The sequence below is a fragment of the Helcococcus sp. KG196 genome (assembly GCF_046035495.1).
GTDB classification, from domain to species: Bacteria; Bacillota; Clostridia; order Tissierellales; family Peptoniphilaceae; genus Helcococcus; species Helcococcus ovis.
Window position 1 is genome coordinate 22440 of sequence record NZ_JBFNFI010000012.1, and the last position, 19389, is coordinate 41828.

Here is a 19389-nt window from a genome sequence, read left to right on the forward strand (position 1 = left end):
TAATGAAATCCCCCAAAAAAGTATAAACTGCAAATATAAAATTTTGATAAAAAAAGCTATTTTGAATCAAACTTACCAAAAAATTATTTATTAAATCATAATTTTAAGATTAGCATAATCACAAAATAGCTTAAAGCTTACTTTTTATTTTTTAATTAAGGTTTTATATAATATCTTTTCTTCTTCTAATAGCAATGAATATAAATGTGATTCCACTTGCTATTATTAAAAATGTATGATTATTGACATTAAAACTATCGCCAGTATTTGGAGATTTTAATCTATTATTTTTATCGAAATTTCTCACAGTATTTAAATTCAATTTCAATAGTACATCTTGCTCACCCATTCCTTTTCTACCTGAAACAAGTCCTATTTTTTCCATAACATCTACAAATACATGAAGAGGTATGAATCCTGATTTATCATTCAATGCAGATTTCACTAAAGGAATTCTAACAATTTTTGGAGATTTCCCATCTGATTGGTATTCTAAAACTTCTCCATTTAATAATCTTCCTACAGGTTTCAAGTTTTCATCATATGTGAAATTATCATAATAACTTAATTTTCCCAAATATCCAACCTTCTTACCTATTTTCATCCCTTTAAATTCAAGTGTAATATAAATATCTCCTCCATTTTTTTCTAATATTGCTGTAGGCAATATTGCACCATTTGCCATGGAGTCTTCTTTTCTATTAATTTTTATTAATTTTATATCTACTAAATACTTACCATCTCTTAATTTGTATAAATCTTTCAGTGATGATAATTTTGGAATTTTATATTCTTCGTTATAAAGATTATAATTTTTTGCATTATTTCTTGAACTTGAATTTATATTAAAATCATTTCCCTTAGAAATAAATTTGGATTTAGCCCAATCAATTACTAAAACTGCAGGTTGTGGTCCTTCTTTCTTTCCTGATAATTTTGCAATATCATCCATTGCATCAACCCATATTTTTAAACCAACAAATTTAGTTTTCATATCCTTCAATGGAATTATAATTTCCTTAGGATATTTTATTCCATTTTCTTCATATGTTGAAAATACATCTGTATCCTTAAGATTCTTATCAGCTTTCATATCTTCCAAACTTGGATAATATCCTAATTTTGTAACATGTCCTGTTTTATCAAAGCTTTTTAAATATAAGCTCTTCAAACTAATAATAATATTAATTCCCTTTTTACTCTTAATTACTCTTGCAAGCGAATTTAATGCAGCATTACCCATAGATGCCTCTTCACTACTTGCATTTTTTAAAAATACAGGTACTTCATAAATTTCAGACTCTACATTACTAAATTCTTTAGAAACATTTGCATCAACAAATTGAGATATTTCTGTTACTTTATTATTTCCTGTTGATGAATTATACTCATATATAGTTTTAGTTACTTTATACCTATCTCCCTTTTTCATATCAGGATCATTAAATTTATTTGTTATATCATTTTCATTTTTTGTTGTACTGCTAATGATTTCTTTAACATTTCCATTTCTAAATCTTTCTAATTTTGTTGTGATTTCCCAATTTTTACCCTCTAATCGATTTATTACACTTTTACCTTTTGATGATAATTCATCCATAAATTTAATATATTCATCATATCCTTGTATAACTTCTTTACCACCATAATATGAACTTCCATCATATTTCCAATGTAATAAATTTAAAATTGTCATCTTATCATTTTCGTATTTTGAAGTAACAACCCCATCTTTAGCTTCCAAAATTAAATTTGAAGATGTTCTTTGAGGATAATATCCTAAAACACTGCTTGGATGTATTCCCAATTTCTTTTGTGAATCCTCATCATATTTTATAGTTTTACTTAGATAATTAAATGCTATATCTAATGTTTGTAGTTGTCCTGATTTCTTTATAACTTGATCAGGTAACTTGCTGAATTTATTGCCATCTAATCTAACTATGGCATTATTTTTAGCTAAATTAGCCCATAGTTGTTCTGGTAATTCACTTAAATTATTATTGCTTGCATTAAATTCTTTTAACAATTTTAAGTTTCCAACTTCTTTTGGAATTATTTCTAAATTATTATTTGGTAGAGATAAATTATTTAATTTTTCAAGATTTCCTATACTTTTTGGTATAGTTTTTAATTCATTATTTCCTAAAGTTAATATATTAATATTTTTATTTTGTTCAAAAAGCTTATCAGGTAAATTTTTTAACTTGTTATCTTGTAATCCAAGTATTTCAAGTTTTTTCATTTTCGAAAATAATGATTCCGGAATACTTGATAACCATGTATTGTCTAAACTTAAATCCTTTAATTCCGTTAAACTATCAAATACTCCTTCCGGTAATTTCCCCAACTTATTTGAGCTTAAATATAACTTAGTAATTTTTGAATTATTCTTAAATAATTCTTTCGGAATATTAGTAATATTATTACCTGATAATATTACTTCTTGTATATTAACAGCTTTTGCAAATAAATCTTTTGGTAATTCACCGAATTTATTACTGTCTGATTTGAATGATTTAACCTTTGGTCCCATATTTTTTAATAAAGATATATCATAAATTGCACCTTTATCAATTGCTCCGTTTATTTCTATGGAACCTATATTTATATCACCTTCAAAATCCATTAGTTCTTCAGGAGTAACCTTACCATCTTTATTTTTATCAACTCCATTTGCTATAAGTTTCTTTTGCAAAATCTCATCACTTTTTGCTCTAGCAATCTTTTCTTCTTCAATAACTGCAAAATCATCCCAGCCCTTGTACACTTCATTAGCAAATTTTATTTTAACTTTAGTATATTTGTCAAAATTACTTTTTTGGCTTGGTAAACCGCCCATATACCCTACAAGTACACCTGCCATATGTTCCTTTGTTAAGTCATCAATATCCATAGAAAATGTTGCTCTATCATATTGTCCGGCACTATTTGTGTTGCCATAATCTTTTTTTATAGCAGAACTCCAATTATTTTTATTTTCAATTCCAAAATCTATTAATGAATATGCAAACAATGTATTTAACATAGTTATTGTATATTTACCATCTTTTACTACTAATTTTATATTTTTGTCAAAGAATCCCTCTAACATGGAGGAACCCTTTCTCCCATCTGCATAAAGTGCATTAAATCCGATAGTATATTCCCCATTTGACAAATTTTTTAAGTCCTTAATTGGAGTTCCCTTATTTTTCTTTGTTTTTTTATCTAACAATGTATTTTGTGCATTATTTTTGATAATATCAGATTTTATAACATTTCCATCATTTGGAAATACAGACTTACTTCCATCATTAAATTCTATTTCAACTTCATTTTTTTCTTTAAATAATTTTATAACTTCTGAATCGTGAGTATATAAATCATAAGACATACTTGTTAAAAACACATTATTATCTTTTAATTTTTGGGTTAAATCATTTCCATTAAATATAAATTTTTTTACTGATTCTCTAAATTTAGTATCTTTTGATGAAATATTATCTATATTTATAGAAACTAATTCTTTATTTTCATAATTTTGTGTCTTAAAAACTTTTTTTATTAAATACTCATTTGCAACATCATATTGAATATTTTGATAATTAATTACATCATCATTTTTTACATATCCATCTTCTTCATATTTTGCAATTGAACCATCATTAAAATAAAATTCTATTTTATGTTTAGTATTTTTAGAAAATATCTCATAAAAATTTGGGACAGTAACTGTAATCTCATTATTAAATAGTATAAATCCTTTTGAATCATAGGATTGATCAGTATTTACTTTATAACTTCTATCATCTATTTTTAAATCCTTTATATTTTTCCAATATTTATTAAAAATTGATTCACCTTTTTTATCTTCTACACTAAATGTAACTGTTTTAGCATTTACCTCTGGTTTACTAATTATAAAATCCTCTGCAATACCTTTGGTTACAGTTAACTTACTAGTTTCATTTGATGCAAAAGCTGATTTCACTGCTATTCCGGGCAAATTTGTAAATGTTAACGAAAAAGCTAATGCTCCTGCCATTAATCTTTTACTGCAATTAATTATTAATTCTTTATTTATGTAATTTTTATTATTCATAACAAACTCCTTTTGTTAAGTTCTAAATGCTTAATATGTATTTTTGTCCTTCTATTTCCTTTATTTTTAAATTAATGCCATATATTTTTTTAATATTTTCTTCAGTTATAACTTCACTTGGTCCTCCTTCCATCTCAATTTTCCCTTTTTTTAATCCGATAATTTTATCTGAATATCTTATTGCCTGATTAATATCATGAAGTACCATGATTATAGTTATGTTAAACTCTTTGTTAATTTTTTTTATTAAATCCAATATCTCTATTTGATATCTAATATCTAAAAATGTTGTCGGCTCATCTAAAAATAAAACTTCCGTTTCTTGTGCCAATGCCATTGCGATCCACGCTCTTTGTCTTTGTCCACCGGATAAATTTGATAATTTACATTTTCTATATTTTTCGATAGATGTAACTCTCAATGCCCAATCTATAATTTTTTCATCCTCGTCAGAATTAATATTAAATAATTTTTTATGAGGAGTTCTTCCTAGACTAACTAAATTTTCCACACTTATTGATGTTTTGACATCATTTAATTGTTGAACTATTGAAACATTTTTAGCAAAATTTTTTATAGATATATCTGAAATATTTTTGTTTTCTAAAAAAATTTTTCCTGAATTTGGTATCAATTCTTTTGTCATCAAATAAAATAAAGTAGATTTCCCGCATCCATTTCCACCTAAAAAAGTGGTGATTTGTCCTTCTTTTATAGAAAAATTAACATTATCAATAATTAAATCATTTTCATATGAAAAACTTAAATTTTGAACAATTATTTTATCTTTTTTCTCATTCATAATTTATCCCCTTTCTCAAAATAAAAATAAAGAATGGACCTCCTACTATCCCCATAATCACTGAGGCGGGGATTTCATATGGATAAAATATTGTCCTCCCTAAGGTATCGGCTAATAAAAATGTTATTGCACCTAGTATCATTGAAAAAGGAATTAATTTTCTATGATCTTCTCCAATAAAAATTTTTGAAATATGAGGAACTATCAACCCTAAAAATCCTATACTTCCAACTATTGCAGTAGATGATGAAGCAAGTATAGTTGCTATGACAGAAATCATTATTCTATTAAGACTTACATTTATACCTAAACTTCTAATTACTTTATCTTCTAAAAACATTAAGTTGCAAATTTTCGAACAAAATATTGCAAGAAATATTCCAATAAATATATATGGAATAAGAATATTTACATCATCCCATGTTTTCATTGTTATATTTCCATTTACAATTGATGCAACACCATTCATCGATGAACCTGTCGCAAAATTTATTGCCGATGATAATCCTGAAAACATTGTACTTATTGCTACCCCAATTAAAACAATAGAAATCGGACTAAATGAAAATTTCCATGATAATAAATAAACTATAAAAAATGCAATTATACCTCCTATTGAAGCAAATATAGGTGTCATTAGATATAATTTCGGAAAAAATGCCGCAATCATTACAGCGAAAAAACTTGATGAAGAATTAATTCCTATAATTCCCGGATCAGCTAATGGATTTTTTAAGACAGATTGAAATAAAACTCCGGAAACGGCTATCCCTGCACCTGCCATTACTGAAATAATTATTCTTGGAAATCTTAAATCATAAACAATGGATACACTTTCATCATATTCAAAAAATAATCCTCTTATTAACTGTTTTAAATCTACTTTAATACTACCTAAATTAATGGATAAAAATATTAAAAATAACAATAAAATTGCAAAAATCAGAAAGTATACTAAATCAAATTTTCTAGGATTAATTTTTTTCATTTTTTTTCTCCTCATTAAATAGAATTAATGATAGTTCTTTTAATGCATCCTGATAATTAAACCTTGCACTCATACCGAATTTATCATATGATAAATCAAAAACTTTATTATTTTTTACCGCACTAAAATGTTTCCAAATATCATTTTTATTAAAATCATCATCAAACATTTTTTTTACATTTTTCGGCAATGCATGTGCTGCTCTTAAAATTATATCCGGATTTTTAGTTTTCATATCTTCTGTATTGACATTTAAGAATTGCTTATATTCATGATGATAAACATTTTCTCCACCTGCTAAATTAACAAGGTCTCCTATGTATGAATTATTTGTCGCTATTAGATAAGACCCTGGTAATCCCATCAAAATCATTACCTTTGGTTTATTTGTAAAGTTTATATTTCTTTTATATTCCTCATAAAATTTATTAAATTCTAAAATTAATTTATTAGCTTCTTTTTCTTTACCAAAAATATATCCCAGTTCTTTAATAGACTGATACATACCACCTACACTATTGAGATTTAGAAATGCCCAATCAGATTTAATTGTTTCATATTTTGGTTTCAAATCATCAATTAATGAATTTGGGGACAATATCCAATCCGGATTTAACTTTGAAATTTTTTCTAAATCAGGATTCATTGCTAATCCAATTTTTTCAACATTTTTATATTTTTTAGGCAATTTATATATATTAGAATTAGAAATTCCTACCAATTCTAAATTTAACTTATCACATATATCCGCTATAGATGGCGATGTAGCAATTATTTTCGGCTTTGATTTACTATTCTCAACTATTTTTTTTGCATCAATAACTCCAAGTTTATGATTTTCACCAACGCTTTTTTTAGTAGGACTACTTACATTATGTTCTTTTTTTTTATCAGGATGCTGATTAACACACCCTGTTAGAAATATTGATAATAATAAAATAACTACAAAATTAAATTTCTTAATCATTTTCTATTACCTCTTTTTTTTATGTACAATAAAGCCTTAAAAATTATAAATAAAATCCCTAAAGAAATAACACCAAAAATTATGAACTTACTTGTGTTGTTAATTCCTTTAGATTTCAGAGAGGAAGCATTTTTCACTGTACTTTCAGTAGATAAAATTAATCCTTCTTTTTTTAATTTATTTTCATGATTATAATTTGATATTAACTTTTCATTTTTTGTATCGTTTTTTTCAGAACTTGTTTCTTTCTTAGTTTCTTTATTTGTATTTTTACTTTTATTTTTTTCTAATTTAGATTCTTTTTTATTTTTTTCTAATTTAGATTCTTTTTCTTCTTTTTCTTCTTTTTCTTCTTTTTTTTCTTTTTCTATAGAATTTGAACTAACTAATTTTTGAGCAATATCTGTATTATTTCCCTGAACAACATCTGAAATATGCATAAACCAAATAACATTTCTTCCCATAGGCTCTACATACATATTGCCCTTTATTATCGAGTTTTTATTTATAATCTTAATTCTTATATCTTTAGTTTCACCATTATCATCACTTCCACTTCCCGTAAATTCATGTTCCGAATCATTTTCATCTACTAAAAATTTGTGATTACCGGTATAATCAAACAATGCCATTTTAATTGTTAAATACATTTCGCCCGAATCTAAAACCTCTAATAGCCCTTTCTTATAAACAGCTCCTTCAACCATACCTTGTCCAATCTCAACTGATTTTTCTCCGCCAGAATCTTCAATTTCACCTGTAATCGGGTGTTTATAACTTGGATTTACATTAACCGTAAATACTTTTCCTGATTCTGCAAAAACCATTTCACTTAAATTCACTATTGAAATTAAAAATATTAATGTACAAATATAAACTCTTTTTTTCATAATAAAATCCTCTCTATTTTAGGCTCACCAAATAATTTTAATATCGATTACAAACATTGTCAATATAAAACTAATTATTTTATTCGGTATGCTTAATTTTAATTACATTCCATATTAAAATACTATGAATAAAATTAGTATGTAATAAAAAAAATATTGCCAAAATATCCTAAATAAAACTTATGGCAATATTCTTAATCTACTTAATTTGTCTAATATTTCCATTATTAACTTCATATACCTTATCGCATACATCAATAGGTGCTTTTCTATGAGAAATAATAAAAATTTTAGTATTTTTTATATTTGTTAAAATTTCTAAAAATATTTTTTCATTTTGCAAATCTAGGTTACTTGTAGGCTCATCTAAAATCATTACTGATGATTCACTTAATAAAGCTCTAATTAATTCAATTCGTTGAAGTTCTCCAGATGAAAATGGTATTTTTTCGCTGCTCATTTCTGTATCAAGCCCATCTTTCAATGTAGTAAATTTATCATATAAATAAACCTGTTTTATTTTTTCTATAATTTTATTATCAGGAATGTTTTTTCTTAATGTTAAATTTTCTCTCAGTGTTCCATTAAAAATATATGTTTTTTGAGGCACATAATTTATATTTGACCTGATCGAGCTATTTGAAATTCTCTTTATATCCTTTGAATTAATTAAAATATCTCCTATACTCGTTTGATACCACTTCATAATAATCTTAACTAAAGTTGTTTTACCTTCACCGCTTTTCCCAACAATTCCAATAATGTTATCAGAATCAAAATTTAAATTTATATCTTCCAATACCTTTTTATTTGTATTTGGATATGAGAAGCTTAAGTTTTTAATTTCTATAGAATTTATGTTTTCAATATTCTCATTACCATCTGTAACTAAACTTTCTTCATCTAAAAATGAAATTAAATTCTTAGATGACTTTAATGTTTTTGAAAGTGATAGTGATAAATTAGTTAATGCTATTTGTGTATCAAATGTAAAAGGATAAACTAATAAATAAATTTTATCTAAATTTGTCATACTTGAATAATTTAATAAAAATAAAACAAACCATGAAATTAAAATAGTTATACTTATTATGTATCTTTTGTTAATAAATATAACAGCATTTCTATTAGAAATTTTTATCTCTCTATTTATTTTTTTCTCAATTTTATTTAATTCTTTATTAACTAAATTAAATTCTAAAATTTCCTTTTTTCCATTCATAATATCTGATACTAATTTACTTAAATTTAATTTTTCTATGTTTAAAATATTAGAATTTTTAGAAATTGTATTTTTCATGAAAAACGGATATATAAATCCAACTATAATATAAGTAATTGGAGCTACAATACCAGTTAATCCAAATTGATATATCATAAGCACTCCCATTAATAACGTCATAGAAATAGCTGTAATAACAGGTACTATCGTATGTGCAAAAAATACTTCTACAAGTTCAATATCTGTATGTATTATGGACAAGACCATTGTACTTTCCTTATTATCCATCTTTGCAGGTGCTATTTTTCTCAATTTGTCATAAACTCTTATACGAAAATCTGACAAAAGCTTAAATGCTACTAAATGCCCAAAATATTGTTCCAAAAATCTAAATGCAGAAATTAAAATTATTGAAATTACAAATATTCCAATATAAATATAATTAATTTCTAAATTAAATAATATATAAAATAAATATCCTAATTCTAAAATTGTCCCAAAACTTGCAATAAATGCAAATATATAACTTATAAATAAATATTTTGTTAAGTGATTTATGTAGGATAAAAGTCTTTTAATCATTATTTTCTCCTATTTTGGCATTATATAAATTAAAATAATTTTTGTTGTTTTTTAATAATTCTTTATGTTTATTGCATTGAATTGTATTATTATCAATAAAAATTATATTTTCATCATCATCTATTTCCTTAAGATTATGAGTAATTATAATTACAATACTTTCTTTTTTTAATTTATTAACTGCCTTATTTATTTTTTCTGAATTATTTTTATCAATACTCGAAGTTATTTCATCAAATATATAGATGTCCTTTCTTGACATTATAAGCCTTAATAAAGATATTTGCTGTTTTTGTCCCGGCGATAACATTTTTCCATTTTCGCCAACCAAGGTATCTAATTTTAGTTCAAGATTATTTACAAAATCTAATAAATCATATTTTTTCATACTTTCGTAAATGTCTATTTCATCGTTAATTTGTAAATTTTCTCTTATAGTAGTATTAAATAAATAACTTGAAGTACCTAATGTACCAATTTTTTTTAATTTTTCATAATAATTTAATTCATTTATATCTTTATTATTTAATAAAATTTTTCCTGAATCTGGAGATATTACCCCTGATATTAATTTTGTAATGGTTGATTTTCCCTTTCCATTCTCCCCGACTATCTTATAAACATTTCCTGTCTTAAATTCAAAATTTATATTTTTTAGTAAAGTATTTTGTGAATCATAAGAAAAATCTACATTTTCTATTTTAATTGTATTAATTTTTTCATTGAAATTTATTTTATCATCATTTTTAAATTTAATTTTAGAATATGCTATTGTAATTGGCTTAATTGCAGATTTAACAACGTGCATGTAAAACCCTATTTCCCTTGTAAATAACAAAAGATTTATTAATATCATGCTTAATATTATACCTTGGATATTGCTAATATTACCTAACTTTATTTGTATAATATTATAAATAACCCCAAAAATTGAAAATAAAAAAACGTAAAAATTAAGTATAAATAGAGTCTGTAACTGTGCATATAACAAATCCATTGTTTTCTGTCTAAAATTTTCAGAATCTTTCTTGAAATCATCAAAAAAAACTTTATCTTGACCATACATTATTAAAGTATTTATCCCATTTAAATCATTTAAAAACCTTTTTCCAATATTTAAAAATGTATTCATATGAACCCTATTTACAGTATTGATTGACTTCATAAATAACATAATACTTCCACCCATAACAAAAAAATACAAAATATATACCAAAAAGTTGATGGATTTAAAAAGTATTGAAAATAATAAAATGAAAATAAGTCCAAAAATTATTCTAAAAAAAGCAGGAAATATTATTTCATAAATATTATCCAAACGTTCTAAATTTATCATATCCCCCTGGATAATATCTACAACATTATAGTGATTATAATCTTGTAATACACTCTTAAAATACATTTTTTTTAAGTATAATTTAGATTTATTTGACCAAATATTTATATAATTTTTGCCCCATATTGTATAATATGATAATTGAAATATAAATGTAAATATTAACATTATATAGAATAATTTTGATACTTTTTGGTTATTAATTGTAAGTAAAATTATATTTGCAATTTTAATAAAAATTATAATATTCATCCAATCCATAAATGTATTCAGTATTGCAAATTTTCTATATTTTTTTTCAATACAAAATAACTTTTTTAACATATTTTCTCCTTTTTTTTAGTTTTAATCCTAAATATAAAATATATTATATGAAATATCCATACAATAAAAAGTATTAAACATGGAATGTATAAGCTTTTTCTAAACATCATAAAGAAACCGACTCCCATCAATAATGTAATGAAACACATGACTCTTATTTTTACAGAAATTGGCATTTCATTTTTTTCAACAAATGACTTTAAATTTTTTTCATATATATTACTTTTTATAAACCAATTATGTAATCTAGTCGAACCTTTAGCAAAACAAATAAGTGCTAATAGTAAAAATGGTGTAGTGGGTAATATAGGCAAAAATATTCCCAATGTGCCTAAAAATAATCCAATTAATCCTAAAATTATGTAAAATATTTTTTTCATTTTTTATAAGGCCTCCTTAATTTTACATTTTATAATACCATAAAATATATAACAATATATATTTTTTTATACCGCAATATAAAAGTGATGGTATTATACTAAACAACAATATAAAAATTATATCGAAAACAGGCACTAGATATCAAAATAAACCACCTAAAAAAAATTGGCAATTTAATAAAAATAAAAAGGATTCATACAATAATATGAATGTTGTTAAAATAGCATAAAAAATATTTAGAACACAAAAAGCCAGAGACAAATATTTCTAAATGTCTCCGGTATAAAGTCCAACTTTTTGGATTCATTTCAAAATCCAAGGCTTATATATGTGTTTTATTAAATTTTTTATAATTTAAGATTTATTACCTATTCTAAAAATTATATTATTTTAATATTCATTTTTCTAAAAAAGATTAATTATATTTTCATTTTCATCAATATCTATACTAATTGCATTTGGTATTTTAGGTAACCCGGGCATTGTAAGGACTTTATTCAAATATGCAACAATAAAACCTGCACCACTATTTATTTTCAAATCTGAAATTGTTATTTGAAAATTTTCCGGTCTGCCTAATAACTTTGGATTATCAGAAAGAGAATTTGGTGTTTTTGCCATACATACAGGTAAATTACTATATCCCAAATCATTGATTAATTTAAGTTTTTCTCTAGCAGAATCTGTAAATTTAACAGATGTTGCTCCATAAACTTGCTTAGCTATTATATTAATTTTATCTTCTATTAAATCTTCATCTTTATATAATAGATTAAATTCTTTATTATTTTTTTCAATTAAATTAACCAATTTTTTTGATAAATCAATAGCACCCTCTCCACCTTTCGACCACACTTGAGTAAGTGAAATTTCAACATCATGAGATTTAGCCCATTTCAATAAAAACTCTTTTTCTCTATCCGTATCTGTTGTAAATTCATTTAATGCAATTACAATCGGAAGATTAAATTTCCTAATATTCTCAACATGTTTTTCTAAATTTTTAATACCTATTTTCAATGCTTCTAAATTTTCTTGTGCTAAATCTTTTTCTAAAACTCCACCATGTAATTTAATTGCTTTTATAGTTGCTACAATTACAACAGCTTTAGGTTTTAATTTTGCACTTCTACATTTTATATTAAAGAATTTCTCTGCACCTAAATCAGCTCCAAATCCTGCTTCTGTAATTACATAATCGCTGTATTTAAGTGCTGTTTTTGTAGCTATAACTGAATTACATCCATGAGCAATATTTGCAAATGGTCCTCCATGTATAAATGCAGGGTTATTTTCAAGTGTTTGAACTAAATTAGGTCGTATAGCATCTTTCAACAACGCAACAATAACTCCTTCAATTTTTAATTCTCTTAAATATATAGGCTTAGATTCTCTTGTATATCCCAATATTATATTTGAAACTCTTTTTTTTAAATCAAAAATATTTTCTGATAAACATAATATAGCCATAATCTCACTAGCTACAGTTATATCAAATGAACTTGATTTTGGACTACTTAATTTACCATTACTGTAAATTTCAACACTTCTAAGTGCTCTTTCATTCATATCCATTACATAATTAAAGTCTATTTTATCAAAATTTAATTTATTTCCTTGAAAAATATGATTATTTATTAAAGCCATTATTGCATTATGTGCAGATGTAATTGCATGAAAATCTCCTGTAAAATGAAGATTTATTTCATCCATTGGAACTACTTGAGCATAACCTCCCCCTGTAGCACCTCCTTTTCTCCCTAAAACAGGTCCTAATGATGGCTCTCTAAGTGCAACTGAAGTTTTTTTACCTATTAAATTCATACCATCACATAATCCAACTGTAACTGTAGATTTTCCTTCTCCTGTTGAAGTAGGATTTATAGATGTAACCAAAATTAAATTTTCTGATAAATTATCAAAACTTGGAATATTAACTTTTGCCTTATATTCTCCATATTTATTTAAATCTTTTTGAGATATATTTATTTTTGAAGCAACTTTTTCAATGTTTTTTTTATTAGCTTCTAATGAAATTTCGTAATCTGTCTTCATTTAACCTCACTTTAATGATAAATGCCCTATATCTTTCCTATAATATAAATTATCACATTCTATTTTTTCAATGTCTTTATATGCTTTTTCAATAGCCTTCTCTAATGTATGAGCAGATGCACACACAATTAAAACTCGTCCACCATTTGTAACTATTTTACCATTTAAATCCTTAGTTCCCATATGAAATATTTGAGATTTAACCTTTTCTAATCCTAAAATTTCATATCCATTTTTATAATCTTCGGGATATCCTTTAGATGCTAAAACAACTCCAACATGAGACTCCTCATTCCATCTCAAATCAATCTCATTACCATCAATTATATCATTTGCAATATCATATAAACTGGATGTCATACTTTGTAAAATTATCTCTGATTCAGGATCACCGAACCTTACATTATATTCAATAGTCTTAATCCCATCTTTTGTTTTCATCAGTCCGGCAAACAATACTCCCTTAAACTCTCTATTTTCTAAAATCATAGCATTTGCTGTAGGAATAATAATATTATCAACTGCTTCTTTAACGTCCTCTTCAGTTATGTGTTTTATAGGCAAGTATGCTCCCATTCCCCCTGTATTTAACCCCTCATCATTATCAAAAGCTCTTTTGTGATCTTGAGCTATTTTCATGGGATACACTTTATTTCCACTTACAAAACACATTAATGAAAACTCTTCCCCTATTAAAAATTCTTCAATTACAACCTTTTTACCAGCAGCATTAAATTTATTATTAATCATAATTTCTTCCAAATCAGAAATTGATGTTTCATAACTTTCCGCAATAATAACACCCTTTCCGGCTGCAATCCCATCAGCTTTAATTACAATTGGAAAATTTGAATTTTTAAGATATTCTTTAGCAGTTTCAAATTCTTCAAAAACTTCATAACTTGCAGTAGGAATGTTATATTTTTTCATTAAATTTTTAGAAAAAGATTTACTTCCCTCTAGTATAGCGGCTCTTTTATTTGGCCCGAATACACGAATTCCTTCATTTTCTAATTTGTCAACTATACCGTCTACTAAATATTTTTCAGGTCCGACAAATACTAAATCAATCATATTATTTTTGCAAAATTCTGCTATTTGATTCTCGCATATTTCTATACAAGTACCAAACTTTGCAACACCTGGATTTAGTCCAAGCATAAATATTTCATGACCTTCATTAAATAATTTATATGAAATGGCATGCTCTCTTCCACCATTTCCTAAAATTAATACTCTAGCCATCAATGCTTAAAGTGACGTAATTTTGCAAAAATCATAGAAATTCCATGCTCATTACATGCGTCAATTGAATCTTGATCTTTAATAGATCCTCCTGGTTGAATTATAGCAGAAATATTATATTCACCAGCCATGTCAACACTGTCTCTCATTGGGAAAAATGCATCCGATGCAATTACAGCACCATCAGCCTTGTCACCAGCTTGTTTTAATGCAATTTCACAGGCACCTACTCTGTTCATTTGACCTGCACCTATTCCCAATGTTTGTTGATTTTTCACAACTACTATTGCATTTGATTTTACGTGCTTTACAATTTTATATCCAAATAACAAATCTTTCATTTCTTTGTTAGATGCTTTCTTTTCAGTAACAACATTTATTTCATCGTATAATTTTTCGTCATAATCTTGAACTAATATTCCACCTCTGACTGACTTTATAAGTTTAGAATTTTTTGATATTCTCTTAGGTATTTTATAAATTCTTAAATTCTTCTTTGTTTTTAGTTTTTCCAAAGCATCTTCATCATAATCTTCAGCTAGAATTATTTCTAAAAATAGCTTATTCATCATTGTTGCAGTTTCAATATCAACTTTACCGTTAATAGCAACTATTCCTCCAAATATCGAAATTGGATCAGACTCATAAGCCTTTGTATATGCTTCTAAAACAGTATTTCCTATTGCAACTCCACATGGATTCATATGTTTTAATGCAACACATACAATTTCATCAAATTCTTGTAAAATATCTAATGCAGCACTTGCATCCTGAAGATTATTATACGACATTTTCTTTCCGTGTAATTGCTCACAATCTTGCAATTTATATGAGCAAGCTTCATTATTTGTGTAATGTACAGCTTTCTGATGTGGATTTTCACCGTATCTTAATTCATCTTCTAATTTATATGTTAATGTTAATTTTTCAGGAGTGAAGTTAAATTTATTATTAAAATAATTTGCTATTACTGAATCATAACTTGCTGTTTTATTAAAAACTTTCGCTGCTAAATATGCTCTTGTCTCAAATTTAGTTTCTCCCATTTCAGATATTTCATCAATAATCATATTATAATCTTTATAATCTGTAACAACTGTAACAAACTTGAAATTTTTTGCAGCTGATCTTAACATGCTAGGGCCTCCGATATCAATATTTTCAATTATTTCAACATCAGAAACTCCGTCTTTTTTTAATGTTTCTTCAAATGGATATAAATTTACACAAACTAAATCAATAAAATCAATTTCATTATTTTCTGCTTCTTTTATATGTAATTCACTATCTCTTTTTGCCAATAACCCACCATGAACTTTAGGATGAAGTGTTTTAACTCTACCTTCTAAAATTTCTGGAAATCCTGTATAATATTCTATTCCAATACATTCAACTCCATTTTCAACTAAATGTTTAAGTGTCCCACCTGTTGAAATTATCTCAAAATTATTTTCTTTTAATGACCTTGCAAACTCTAAAACGCCAGTTTTATCACTTACACTAATTAATGCCTTTTTCAAATATTCCTCCTAATTAATTATCAGTTAAAATCTTTATAATGGTTTTCGGATAAAGTCTATGCTCTAATTCATGGACTTTTTGAGTAACTTCATCTAAACTTAATTTATAATCAACCCTAAATTTATCTTGTGCTAAAATTTGTCCTCCATCAACCTCTTCATTTACATAATGAATACTTATACCTATAAATTCCACTTTATCTTCAAAAGCTCTTTTTATAGAATCTTTTCCTTTGTATAAAGGAAGCAAAGAAGGATGAATGTTAACTATTTTACCTTTAAATTTCCCCAAAAAATATGGCGAAATTATCCTCATATACCCTGCTAGAAATATATATTTTACATCTTCAATATTTTCCAAAATGTATTTCTCATAATCTATTTTTGAATCAAAATTTTTAGGATTAACTATAAGTGTTTCAATATTTAGCAATTTAGCTTTTTCAATTACACTTGCTTTTGGATTGTCACAAACTAAACATCTAATATTAATTAAATTTTTCAACTCCGGATTAATTGCCAAATTATAGAAATTTGAACCTGTCCCGGATGCAAATATTGCTACATCTATCATATTAATTTAATTCCCTCTTCATCTATTACTTCTCCCAATTTAAAACTTTCAGGGATAATTTCAAATACTTTAGAAACATCTTCTCTATTTACTACTACAGCTAATCCAACTCCCATATTAAATACTTGATACATTTCATCGTCTTCAATATTCCCTTTTTCTTGAATATATCTAAATATAGATGGAACTTCATAAGAATCTTTTTTGATTTTCATTCCCAATCCTGATTTTAAGCATCTTGGTAAGTTTTCATAAAATCCTCCACCGGTTATATGAGAAATCCCTGCTATTTTTACATTTTCAATTAAACTTAATACTTCCTTTGCATAAATTTTAGTTGGAGTTAGAAGCTTTTCACCAATTGTAGTATCCTCAAATTTTTCTGATAATTCAATTTTATTGTCACTTAAAATTTTTCTAACTAATGAAAATCCGTTTGAATGAAATCCCGAAGACTTAATACCTATAACAATTTGCCCTACTTTTGTATTTTCTTTAGATATTAACAATTCTTTTTCTTGTGCTCCAACACAAAATCCTGCAATATCATATTCGTCTTCTTTGTAAAATCCCGGCATTTCAGCTGTTTCTCCACCTATTAATGCAATATTTGATTCTACACATCCATCAGAAACACCTTTAACAATTTCTTCTATTTGCTTTGGATTATTTTTTCCAACTGCTAAATAATCAAGGAAAAATAAAGGTATTGCTCCTTGTGCTAAAATATCATTTACACACATTGCTACTACATCAATTCCTATAGTATCATGCTTATTTAACTCAAATGCTAATTTCAATTTTGTACCAACTCCATCAGTTCCACTTACAAGCACAGGATTCTTAAAATTATATTTTGAAAGATCAAAAACTCCTCCAAAACCTCCAATCATCGACATCATTCCTTTATTTTTAGTTCTTTGAACATGCTTTTTTATTCTTTCTACAGATTCATATCCATTATCTAAACTAACTCCCGACTCTTTATATTTTTGACTCATTTTAACCTTCCTTGATTTAAAAACACTTTTTCAATTTCTGTTAGTTCTTCATTAAATATTTTTTCATAATCACACAAATCATCCGTATATTGTCCATTAAAAATATCGCTTGTAATTCCGTTAAATTTAGAATCAAGCTCAAATCCAACCGCCTTTTGCAATCCTTCTAAAGTTAAATATTCTAGTGAGTCCGCTCCTATTTCTTTACATATTTCTTCCTTACTTTTATTTGCCCCTATCAAATTTTTTGATGATTGCATATCAATTCCCGTATAACTTGGAAATAGTATCATTGGAGAACCGATTCTCAAATGAACTTCTTTAGCCCCCGCATCTTTTAATAAATCTACAATTCTTCTGGATGTTGTTCCCCTAACTATTGAATCATCCAATAATACCACTCTTTTATCTTTTACTACATCACTTAGTGCTGATAATTTCATTTTCACCCCTAAGTCTCTTAAATCTTGAGTTGGTTGAATAAATGTCCTCCCCATATATTGATTTTTAATTAATCCCATTTCATAAGGTAAATCTATTTCTTCTGCATAACCACTAGCCAAAGACAATGAGGAATTCGGTACCCCGACTACAATATCTGCATCTACAGGACTTTCCTTAGCTAAAATTTTCCCGGAATTTTTTCTAACCATATGAACATTTTTTCCTAAAATTGTTGAGTCCGGTCTGGCAAAATATATAAACTCCATTGCTTCGATTGTAATCTCTTCAGCTTTTGTAAAATTACATTTTTCATACCCTTCATCAGTTATCTTAAAAATTTGACCAGCACTAATATTATCAACAAATTTTGCACCAATAACATTTAAGGCACAAGTTTCAGATGCAATCATTAGAGAATTATTTAATTTTCCCAAAACTAAAGGCCTTCTTGAATGCTTATCTACAATTCCATACATCGCATTATTTAATAATATAATTATCGAAAATGCTCCCTTAAGTTTTAATAGAGCTTCTTTTAATCTTTCTTCAAATTCTTTTTTTAAACTTCTTCTTATCAAATGAACAATTAATTCTGCATTTGATGATGAATGAAATACCGCTCCCTCTTCTTCCAGTTTTTTTCTAAGTGATTTAGCGTTTAATATATTTCCGGAAAAAGATATACCAATATGTTCATCATAAAATTTAAATAATAAAGGCTCAATATTTTGAATATTATTTGTATCATGGCTTGAATACCATACCGAACCTAAAGCACAATCTCCGGTTAAATTTTCTAAAACATTTCTATTTCTAAAAACTTCATTCAATAAACCTATGTTTCTATATCCTTTTATTCTATTTCTATCGCTAGAAACAATGCCTGCTCCTTCCTGTCCTCTATGCTGCATACTGTGTAATGCTAGATATGTCAAATTTACCGCATTTTTGTTATTCCAAATTCCAAACATTTA

The 19389-nt window shown here is 26.0% G+C and carries 14 protein-coding genes; all 14 read right to left on the reverse strand.

Annotation, left to right across the window (positions count from 1 at the left end):
• Positions 1–163: 163 nt before the first annotated feature.
• On the reverse strand, positions 164–4084 hold the full coding sequence (locus ABGF45_RS05965) for an NEAT domain-containing protein (protein WP_134744291.1): 3921 nt from the start codon (positions 4082–4084) through the stop codon (positions 164–166).
• A gap of 22 nt (positions 4085–4106) precedes the next feature.
• The gene (locus ABGF45_RS05970; RefSeq protein ID WP_245151214.1) at positions 4107–4886 is read right to left on the reverse strand and encodes an ABC transporter ATP-binding protein; all 780 of its coding nucleotides are present in this window, start codon (positions 4884–4886) and stop codon (positions 4107–4109) included.
• Positions 4879–5874, reverse strand: a complete 996-nt coding sequence (locus ABGF45_RS05975) for an iron ABC transporter permease (RefSeq protein ID WP_209021429.1) — start codon at positions 5872–5874, stop codon at positions 4879–4881. The genes ABGF45_RS05970 and ABGF45_RS05975 overlap by 8 nt, the downstream gene beginning before the upstream one ends.
• Entirely contained in the window at positions 5861–6841 is a 981-nt protein-coding gene (isdE, locus tag ABGF45_RS05980; protein ID WP_134711955.1) for a heme ABC transporter substrate-binding protein IsdE, read from the reverse strand. Before isdE ends, ABGF45_RS05975 begins: the two co-directional genes overlap by 14 nt.
• Complete coding sequence (locus tag ABGF45_RS05985) at positions 6838–7731, reverse strand: heme-binding Shp domain-containing protein (RefSeq protein ID WP_167554060.1); 894 nt, start codon at positions 7729–7731, stop codon at positions 6838–6840. Before ABGF45_RS05985 ends, isdE begins: the two co-directional genes overlap by 4 nt.
• Positions 7732–7930: 199 nt before the next feature.
• A complete protein-coding gene (locus ABGF45_RS05990; RefSeq protein ID WP_134711956.1) occupies positions 7931–9535 on the reverse strand; it encodes an ABC transporter ATP-binding protein in 1605 nt (534 codons plus the stop codon).
• Positions 9528–11195 carry an ATP-binding cassette domain-containing protein gene (locus ABGF45_RS05995; RefSeq protein WP_134744290.1) on the reverse strand — a complete coding sequence of 556 codons (1668 nt, stop codon included), beginning with the start codon at positions 11193–11195 and terminating at the stop codon, positions 9528–9530. Before ABGF45_RS05995 ends, ABGF45_RS05990 begins: the two co-directional genes overlap by 8 nt.
• The gene (locus ABGF45_RS06000) at positions 11189–11575 is read right to left on the reverse strand and encodes a YbaN family protein (protein WP_134744289.1); all 387 of its coding nucleotides are present in this window, start codon (positions 11573–11575) and stop codon (positions 11189–11191) included. The genes ABGF45_RS05995 and ABGF45_RS06000 overlap by 7 nt, the downstream gene beginning before the upstream one ends.
• Positions 11576–11981: 406 nt before the next feature.
• Positions 11982–13631, reverse strand: coding sequence for a formate--tetrahydrofolate ligase (locus ABGF45_RS06005; RefSeq protein WP_134744288.1), 1650 nt, complete (start codon positions 13629–13631; stop codon positions 11982–11984).
• 6 nt (positions 13632–13637) lie between these two features.
• A complete protein-coding gene (gene purD / locus ABGF45_RS06010; RefSeq protein WP_134744287.1) occupies positions 13638–14876 on the reverse strand; it encodes a phosphoribosylamine--glycine ligase in 1239 nt (412 codons plus the stop codon).
• Positions 14876–16396 carry a bifunctional phosphoribosylaminoimidazolecarboxamide formyltransferase/IMP cyclohydrolase gene (purH, locus tag ABGF45_RS06015; protein ID WP_134744286.1) on the reverse strand — a complete coding sequence of 507 codons (1521 nt, stop codon included), beginning with the start codon at positions 16394–16396 and terminating at the stop codon, positions 14876–14878. The genes purD and purH overlap by 1 nt, the downstream gene beginning before the upstream one ends.
• Before the next feature lie 13 nt (positions 16397–16409).
• Positions 16410–16970 carry a phosphoribosylglycinamide formyltransferase gene (gene purN, locus ABGF45_RS06020; RefSeq protein ID WP_134711962.1) on the reverse strand — a complete coding sequence of 187 codons (561 nt, stop codon included), beginning with the start codon at positions 16968–16970 and terminating at the stop codon, positions 16410–16412.
• Positions 16967–17971, reverse strand: a complete 1005-nt coding sequence (gene purM, locus ABGF45_RS06025) for a phosphoribosylformylglycinamidine cyclo-ligase (protein WP_134711963.1) — start codon at positions 17969–17971, stop codon at positions 16967–16969. Before purM ends, purN begins: the two co-directional genes overlap by 4 nt.
• A complete protein-coding gene (gene purF, locus ABGF45_RS06030; RefSeq protein ID WP_134744285.1) occupies positions 17968–19386 on the reverse strand; it encodes an amidophosphoribosyltransferase in 1419 nt (472 codons plus the stop codon). The genes purM and purF overlap by 4 nt, the downstream gene beginning before the upstream one ends.
• Positions 19387–19389 lie beyond the last annotated feature (3 nt).

Excerpts from the sequence above, each read along its gene's own strand:
- ABGF45_RS05965 (WP_134744291.1), bottom strand. The coding sequence starts at position 4,084 with ATGAATAATAAAAATTACATAAATAAAGAATTAATAATTAATTGCAGT.
- ABGF45_RS05970 (WP_245151214.1), bottom strand. The coding sequence starts at position 4,886 with ATGAATGAGAAAAAAGATAAAATAATTGTTCAAAATTTAAGTTTTTCA.
- ABGF45_RS05975 (WP_209021429.1), bottom strand. The coding sequence starts at position 5,874 with ATGAAAAAAATTAATCCTAGAAAATTTGATTTAGTATACTTTCTGATT.
- isdE (WP_134711955.1), bottom strand. The coding sequence starts at position 6,841 with ATGATTAAGAAATTTAATTTTGTAGTTATTTTATTATTATCAATATTT.
- ABGF45_RS05985 (WP_167554060.1), bottom strand. The coding sequence starts at position 7,731 with ATGAAAAAAAGAGTTTATATTTGTACATTAATATTTTTAATTTCAATA.
- ABGF45_RS05990 (WP_134711956.1), bottom strand. The coding sequence starts at position 9,535 with ATGATTAAAAGACTTTTATCCTACATAAATCACTTAACAAAATATTTA.
- ABGF45_RS05995 (WP_134744290.1), bottom strand. The coding sequence starts at position 11,195 with ATGTTAAAAAAGTTATTTTGTATTGAAAAAAAATATAGAAAATTTGCA.
- ABGF45_RS06000 (WP_134744289.1), bottom strand. The coding sequence starts at position 11,575 with ATGAAAAAAATATTTTACATAATTTTAGGATTAATTGGATTATTTTTA.
- ABGF45_RS06005 (WP_134744288.1), bottom strand. The coding sequence starts at position 13,631 with ATGAAGACAGATTACGAAATTTCATTAGAAGCTAATAAAAAAAACATT.
- purD (WP_134744287.1), bottom strand. The coding sequence starts at position 14,876 with ATGGCTAGAGTATTAATTTTAGGAAATGGTGGAAGAGAGCATGCCATT.
- purN (WP_134711962.1), bottom strand. The coding sequence starts at position 16,970 with ATGATAGATGTAGCAATATTTGCATCCGGGACAGGTTCAAATTTCTAT.
- purM (WP_134711963.1), bottom strand. The coding sequence starts at position 17,971 with ATGAGTCAAAAATATAAAGAGTCGGGAGTTAGTTTAGATAATGGATAT.
- purF (WP_134744285.1), bottom strand. The coding sequence starts at position 19,386 with ATGTTTGGAATTTGGAATAACAAAAATGCGGTAAATTTGACATATCTA.